Below are 6,333 nucleotides of genomic sequence, written 5' to 3' on the forward strand. Positions count from 1 at the left end.
ATATGTAAAAGCAATGGAGTTAAGTCCAGCATCCTTATCCTAGTGTTTTCTGGACTCTTTACGCCACCATCAAATTCCCATCGCATTTCGATCCCAGGCTTATGCAAGCAGTTACTTCCGAACAACAAGCAATAGATATCCCAAAACAAGGTTTGCCAGTCACCATTATCACTGGTTTCCTTGGCAGTGGTAAAACAACACTACTCAATCATATTTTGACTAATCAGCAAGGTGTCAAAACAGCTGTTTTGGTCAACGAGTTCGGTGAAATAGGCATTGATAACGAGTTAATCGTTTCCACCAATGAAGGTAACGACGATAATATGGTGGAATTAAGTAATGGCTGTATTTGCTGTACTATTAACAGCGACTTGGTAGATGCCGTCTATAAAGTTTTGGAACGCCAAGAAAACATTGATTACTTAGTTGTAGAAACAACTGGAATTGCCGACCCGTTACCAGTTGCACTGACATTTTTAAGTACTGAGTTACGCGATCTCACTCGCTTAGACTCTATTATCACTTTGGTAGATTCAGCTAATTTTAGTTTGGATTTATTTAATTCCGAAGCTGCACTCAAGCAAATAACTTATGGTGATGTTATTTTGCTAAATAAAGCTGACTTGGTAGATGAAGCTGATTTAGATGCTTTAGAAGTCAGAATTAAAGATATGAAGGAAGGTGCAAGAATTCTCCGCACTACAAATTCTCAAGTTGCTCTACCCTTGATTCTTAGTGTGGGTTTATTCGAAACAGACAAATATTTCCAAACTAACGAGAACGAAGGTCATAACCATGACCACGACCATCACAGCCACGATCATCACGACCACGACCATTCCGAGTGCAGTCACGACCATCATGACCACCACCATTCTGAGTGCGGTCACGACCATCATGACCACCACCATCATCATTCCCATCATTTAGAGAATGATGGTTTTAGTTCAGTTTCCTTCCAGAGTGATAAACCTCTGTCTATTAAGAGATTTCAATATTTCCTAGACAATCAACTACCTGAAACAATCTTTCGGGCAAAAGGAATTTTATGGTTTGATGAAAGCCCTGCACGTCATATTTTTCACCTATGTGGTAAACGCTTTACCTTAGATGACGATGAATGGAAAACCGAGAAGAAAAATCAACTTGTACTCATTGGTCAAAACCTAGAACACGATAAATTACTAGAACAGTTGGAAAATTGTGTTTGTCTTCCTTCTACAAATCGAGGTCAAGGTTTTGGGAAATAGTTTTGGAATTGTTAATTGGTAATTGGTAATTGCTTACTGGTTACCAGAACTCTAATAATGGCAAGGAATCAATAGATAATCTCAAACAAATATGCGTGTTATCATCCAGCGAGTTAAATCGTCTCAGGTTGTGGTTGAAGATAAAGTTGTCGGTAAAATTGGACGCGGGCTTAACCTGCTTGTAGGTATTGCTGCAACTGACACTAATGTCGAGATCGACTGGATGGTACGCAAATGTTTGGATTTAAGGTTATTTCCAGAACATGAAGGTGGTGACAGTTGGGAAAAATCCGTAGAGGAAATTTGTGGCGAATTACTTGTTGTCAGTCAATTTACACTGTACGGGAATTGTCGCAAAGGTCGTCGTCCTTCTTTCGACCGTTCAGCAAAACCTCAGATTGCTGAGGAAATATATAATACGTTTATAGAAAAATTACGCGCTAGTAATTTAACGGTAGAAACTGGTAAATTTGGGGCGATGATGCAAGTAACAATAGAAAATGATGGTCCTGTTACTTTGCTCCTGGAACGAGAAGCTGAATGAGTCAGAAGTGAGAAGTGAGAAGTCGTAGAGACATAGCAGAGGCGAAGCCGACGCCAAAGGCTCTGCTACGTCTCTACAGAAGTCAGAAGTGATGACTTTTTCCCCAATCCCTAATCGCCATATGCCGCAAGGCGGCACGCAGTGCTTATGGCTCTTAGCGGAGCGTGACGCCAGTCATACGCCACGCTTCCGCTAACGCCAATCCCCATATGACGCTGTTGCGTCACGCAAGACCTAGAGCCTGCGGCGACGGCGTTAAACCTTACGGTATGGCTGCGCTTACGCCGTAAGGCGCGTCTTTGCCTCTAGCTATAGCTGCGCTCTGCGGAGCCACTACCTACGGATCCGGTACGCTACGCTAGCAACGCTAACGCCAATCCCCGACCACCAGAGAACCCTAAATGATGAGAGAATATTAGTTTAAGTTAAATAGTTAAAATTCACTCATCATGGCAAAAATTCAATTTTCAAGGGGTATAAACGAAGAGGTAATTCCTGAAGTTCGCCTAACAAGATCGAAAACTGGAAATAGCGGTACAGCAACATTTATTTTTCAAAATCCTACAGCTTTAAGTGAAGGTTACACAGAAGAAATCACGGGAATGTACATGGTTGATGAAGAAGGAGAGATTGTTACCCGTGAAGTTAAGGGAAAATTTATTAATGGTAAGCCAGAGGCTTTAGAGGCAGTTCATCTGATGAAATCAGCCCAGGAATGGGAACGTTTTATGCGTTTTATGCAACGCTATGCAGAAGAAAATGGCTTGGGATTGAACAAATCTTAGAATTTTTCTTATTGTTGGTTATTGGTCATTAGTCACTAGTCATTTCTTTGCGAATTGTCAGACAAATGGCTGATGACAGTAGCCGCTAGTAAAGCCGATTCTGGGATATAGTAGTCCGCGATAATGCGCCTGGAAATAATTACTAATGGCTAATATCCCTCATCCAGATAATTCAAAAATCAAAGTCAACTGTGCTGTAATTACCGTTAGCGATACAAGAACTCCACAAACAGACAAAAGCGGCGATCTAATACAGCAACTCCTCAGACAAGCTCATCATAATATTGAGACCTATAGAATTCTTAAGGACGAACCAGTAGAAATTCAACAGTGTTTGAAATTATTAGGTAAACAATCCAATTTAGATGCTATCGTCCTAAATGGTGGCACTGGTATTGCACCGAGAGATACAACCTACGATGCGATTGAGAAATTACTAGAAAAAACATTACCTGGGTTCGGCGAAATCTTTCGATTTCTTAGTTATCAAGATATAGGTTCGCGGGCGATCGCATCTCGTGCTGTTGCAGGAGTTTATCAACAAAAATTAATTTTCTCCCTTCCCGGTTCCAGGAATGCGGTAGGTTTGGCAATGCAAAAGTTAATATTGCCGGAATTAGTTCATTTGGTTGGTCAATTACGTAAAAAAAATTAATTACTTTGTGTTATGAGAATTATTTTTTGTAACAAAAATCATTGTGATACGGTAAGCAGGAAGTAAACTAATGAAACCTCAAATTAATATATGTGGCTTTCTGACGATTAATCCATATCAATAAAACTATTCTTCCTGCACTTAAAGTGACGCCAGACTTTATGTCTCAACTAGTGTAACAACCTAGTACCACTGCGCGGAAGTCATTAGCACGGTGTGTCCGTAGGACATAACAGACCGTGTCCTTACGGACGTTAATGCAGTGGTGTGTAAGCACAGCAAAAGTGTTGTTTTTACTGGCTTTGACCTTTGATAAATGGGTGCTTTATTTCTGCCACGATACACTAGAAACAATTATTTTTGATAGCAAAAAACAACCCCCTCAATATAGAGGAGGTTACAAATAAATTATTTAATTTTTTGAAAATAATTAAAAATTAATTTTAAAAATTAATTTCATTTATATTTGAGCGCCTATATTTGAACGCCAAACAAACTTATAACTCCTAAAATTGCACCAACCATATAAAATACAGCTACAACTTGTAATTCTGACCATCCAGATAATTCAAGATGATGGTGCAAAGGTGCCATCTTAAACAAACGCTTACCTTTTCCATCCGGTCCCTTTGTGGCTTTGTAGTAACTTACCTGTGCCATTACTGAAAGCGTTTCCACAAAGAATATACCGCTGAGGATGAAGAGTGATGCTAGGCTGTTGGTAAGTAAGGCTACTGAAGCTAAAGCTCCTCCTAACGCCAAAGAACCTGTATCGCCCATAAACACGCGGGCTGGATTCCTATTATGTGCCAAAAATCCTAAACAGCTACCGCTTAAAGAAGCACAGAAAATCATCAACCCAGGAGAATTAGGAGCCACAAGAGCACCTAAAGCCAATAAAGCGATCGCAACTGTTCCTGCTGCTAAACCATCAACTCCATCTGTGAGATTAGTAGCATTACTTTCTGCCACCAGAACAAAACCAGCCAGAGGCCAAAATAACAAACCCAAAGGCAGAGAAAAACCTAATGGTAAAGCTATACTAGTAATGCCGGAAGGTTGATTCGATATTAGCCATAAACAAAACATTGCAGCAAAAACTACCTGCAATGCCAACTTCATCTTAGGTGATATGCCTTTATTTGATTTGCGACGTAAAATTTGCCAGTCGTCCACCCAACCTATTAAGCCATAACCCAGAGTCAGGGCAGAAACAGCAAGTACTTCTGGAGCAAAATTAGACCATACACAAGAAGCAAAAACACCTACTGGTATAAAGAAAATACCACCCATCGTTGGGGTACCCGCTTTTTTCAAATGAGCTTGGGGACCTTCCTCGCGGATGATTTGCCCAGTTTTGAGCATTTGCAGTAAAGGTACGACCCAGAAGCCGATCGCAGCACAAGAGAGTGCGCAAAATAAAAGCGGTAAAGTTAGAGAATTTCCTTGCCAAGGCGATCTATTCGCGATCCCATCCAATATTAATGAGGCAGTACCGAGACCTACACCTAGGATAGAGACCAGACTGATGCCAGAGAGATTTATCCCTTCTTGAGGAGACAATTTAGCGTCCACGGATTTTTCCTTCACTCCACACTTCAAAAAGTTGACCACAGTGGTTATTTGCACCGACTCCCAAATCAGCCTTATCAGGATTAATTTAATGATTACTCTTCTACAGCGACCTCGTCATCATCATCATCTACATCATCGTCATAACCAATCCCGTCATCAGCACTCATTAGGCTTTCAATTTCTTCCTCTTCTTCGGAAAGTTCCTGTTCGTGAACAGTACGTGATATTAAACGTCCACTAGAACGCAACCAATCCAATAATGATGACTCTTGTTTGAGTGGAATTAAAGCAGCTCTTTGATTGCGGGGCGCTTCACGTAAAGGAGAATTTAACATACTGGGGAAGAGACAAATTCATGTTAATGAAACTAGACAATTTAGAGTCTATCACTTGATACAGGAGAATGTTAGTTATTCATTCAACTCTTTTAAACAACAATCAGTGAAAAAATTAAATCCTTTGATAAATAAATGGGCGAGCAAACACCACCAAATTTTAATAATTTGTAGGATGCTACACATCTAATTTATTGATACATCTAGACAAAAGACTATTTCTGAATCTGTTTGAAATCAACTTATTAATCTGTGATCGAACAAGTAATGATAGCAAAAACAAATCTTTTAAATATAATCGGCGGGAAAAATCGCGGTATATTGGCTAATGAGACCGAAAAACAAGCAATACTAGCTGCGATCACAACCTTGGAAGATTTAAATCCAAACCCATATCCACTTGAATTTGCCCATTTGCTTGATGGTAACTGGCGTTTACTATACACTACCAGCAAAGAATTATTAAGAATCGATCAACTACCCTTTTATAAACTTGGGCAAATTTACCAGTGTATTCGTGTAGAAAGTCAAAGGGTTTACAATATTGCTGAAATCTATGGTTTGCCGTTTTTAGAGGGTTTAATTGGGGTTGCGGCTAAATTTGAACCAGTATCTCGTCGTCGCGTTAACGTGAATTTTGAACGTTCTATCATCGGTTTGCAAAGCTTAATTCGCTATCAATCTCCCAGCGAATTCATTCAAGAGATTGAAACTGGTAAAAAGTTTACTGCGATCGATTTTACGTTTAAAAATAACGAACAACAAGGTTGGTTAGATATCACTTATATTGATAACGATTTACGAATTGGTAGAGGTAATGAGGGCAGTGTGTTTGTTTTAGTTAAAACATAAGATGCTGTATTCTGTTGTTTACGACTAATTTTCTACTGTTTGCGACCAAACATGTTATTTTACCCTGAAAGTTTTGTCAAGGATAAAAATCCGTAGTTCTTGAATCTTCATTGCATTAATCAATAATAAATTAACCTCAATTAAAAGTTGAACTCCCTAGAAATTATCAATGGTGTGGATAAGTAAGTATGGTACGCCAATAGTCTTTGAGGTGTGGGAGTATGTCACGATTTAAGTATTTAACTTAACTTAGATCTTGCACCTGGAAATATAGATGTCAAAACCACAACTACGTGCAATAGAAATTAAGCGTTCAATATTAAGTAAAAGAAGAGAC

At 39.3% G+C, this 6,333-nt stretch carries 7 protein-coding genes; 5 read left to right on the top strand and 2 right to left on the bottom strand.

What is annotated here, in order from left to right; all coding sequences use genetic code 11:
- Positions 1-101: 101 nt before the first annotated feature.
- The 4 genes from QNJ50_RS18975 to QNJ50_RS18990 all read left to right on the top strand — a co-directional run bounded on the left by QNJ50_RS18975 (position 102) and on the right by QNJ50_RS18990 (position 3,234).
- On the top strand, positions 102-1,250 hold the full coding sequence (locus QNJ50_RS18975) for a GTP-binding protein (RefSeq protein WP_300638082.1): 1,149 nt from the start codon (positions 102-104) through the stop codon (positions 1,248-1,250).
- A 91-nt stretch (positions 1,251-1,341) separates the two neighbouring features.
- On the top strand, positions 1,342-1,794 hold the full coding sequence (gene dtd / locus QNJ50_RS18980) for a D-aminoacyl-tRNA deacylase (RefSeq protein WP_300638084.1): 453 nt from the start codon (positions 1,342-1,344) through the stop codon (positions 1,792-1,794).
- A 449-nt stretch (positions 1,795-2,243) separates the two neighbouring features.
- Positions 2,244-2,579: a photosystem II reaction center protein Psb28 gene (gene psb28, locus QNJ50_RS18985; protein ID WP_027846029.1), complete on the top strand. Its 336-nt coding sequence runs from the start codon at positions 2,244-2,246 to the stop codon at positions 2,577-2,579.
- Positions 2,580-2,724: 145 nt separating this feature from the next.
- On the top strand, positions 2,725-3,234 hold the full coding sequence (locus tag QNJ50_RS18990) for a MogA/MoaB family molybdenum cofactor biosynthesis protein (RefSeq protein ID WP_300638088.1): 510 nt from the start codon (positions 2,725-2,727) through the stop codon (positions 3,232-3,234).
- Between the two features lie 474 nt (positions 3,235-3,708).
- Here QNJ50_RS18990 and mraY read toward each other — a convergent pair whose 3' ends face one another.
- Both mraY and QNJ50_RS19000 read right to left on the bottom strand, forming a co-directional pair.
- Positions 3,709-4,809, bottom strand: a complete 1,101-nt coding sequence (gene mraY, locus QNJ50_RS18995) for a phospho-N-acetylmuramoyl-pentapeptide-transferase (protein WP_300638090.1) — start codon at positions 4,807-4,809, stop codon at positions 3,709-3,711.
- Positions 4,810-4,901: 92 nt separating this feature from the next.
- Positions 4,902-5,144 carry a DUF3134 domain-containing protein gene (locus tag QNJ50_RS19000; protein ID WP_300638092.1) on the bottom strand — a complete coding sequence of 81 codons (243 nt, stop codon included), beginning with the start codon at positions 5,142-5,144 and terminating at the stop codon, positions 4,902-4,904.
- A 267-nt stretch (positions 5,145-5,411) separates the two neighbouring features.
- Here QNJ50_RS19000 and QNJ50_RS19005 point away from each other — a divergent pair, with 267 nt between their 5' ends.
- Complete coding sequence (locus QNJ50_RS19005; RefSeq protein ID WP_300638094.1) at positions 5,412-5,996, top strand: PAP/fibrillin family protein; 585 nt, start codon at positions 5,412-5,414, stop codon at positions 5,994-5,996.
- Positions 5,997-6,333 lie beyond the last annotated feature (337 nt).

Origin of the sequence: Mastigocoleus sp. MO_188.B34, assembly GCF_030065675.1 — a bacterium.
Classification (GTDB): domain Bacteria; phylum Cyanobacteriota; class Cyanobacteriia; order Cyanobacteriales; family Nostocaceae; genus Mastigocoleus.

What these genes read in the sequence shown, in the direction of transcription:
- psb28 (WP_027846029.1), top strand. Translation starts at nt 2,244, where the DNA reads ATGGCAAAAATTCAATTTTCAAGGGGTATAAACGAAGAGGTAATTCCT.
- QNJ50_RS19000 (WP_300638092.1), bottom strand. Translation starts at nt 5,144, where the DNA reads ATGTTAAATTCTCCTTTACGTGAAGCGCCCCGCAATCAAAGAGCTGCT.
- QNJ50_RS18975 (WP_300638082.1), top strand. Translation starts at nt 102, where the DNA reads ATGCAAGCAGTTACTTCCGAACAACAAGCAATAGATATCCCAAAACAA.
- dtd (WP_300638084.1), top strand. Translation starts at nt 1,342, where the DNA reads ATGCGTGTTATCATCCAGCGAGTTAAATCGTCTCAGGTTGTGGTTGAA.
- QNJ50_RS19005 (WP_300638094.1), top strand. Translation starts at nt 5,412, where the DNA reads ATGATAGCAAAAACAAATCTTTTAAATATAATCGGCGGGAAAAATCGC.
- QNJ50_RS18990 (WP_300638088.1), top strand. Translation starts at nt 2,725, where the DNA reads ATGGCTAATATCCCTCATCCAGATAATTCAAAAATCAAAGTCAACTGT.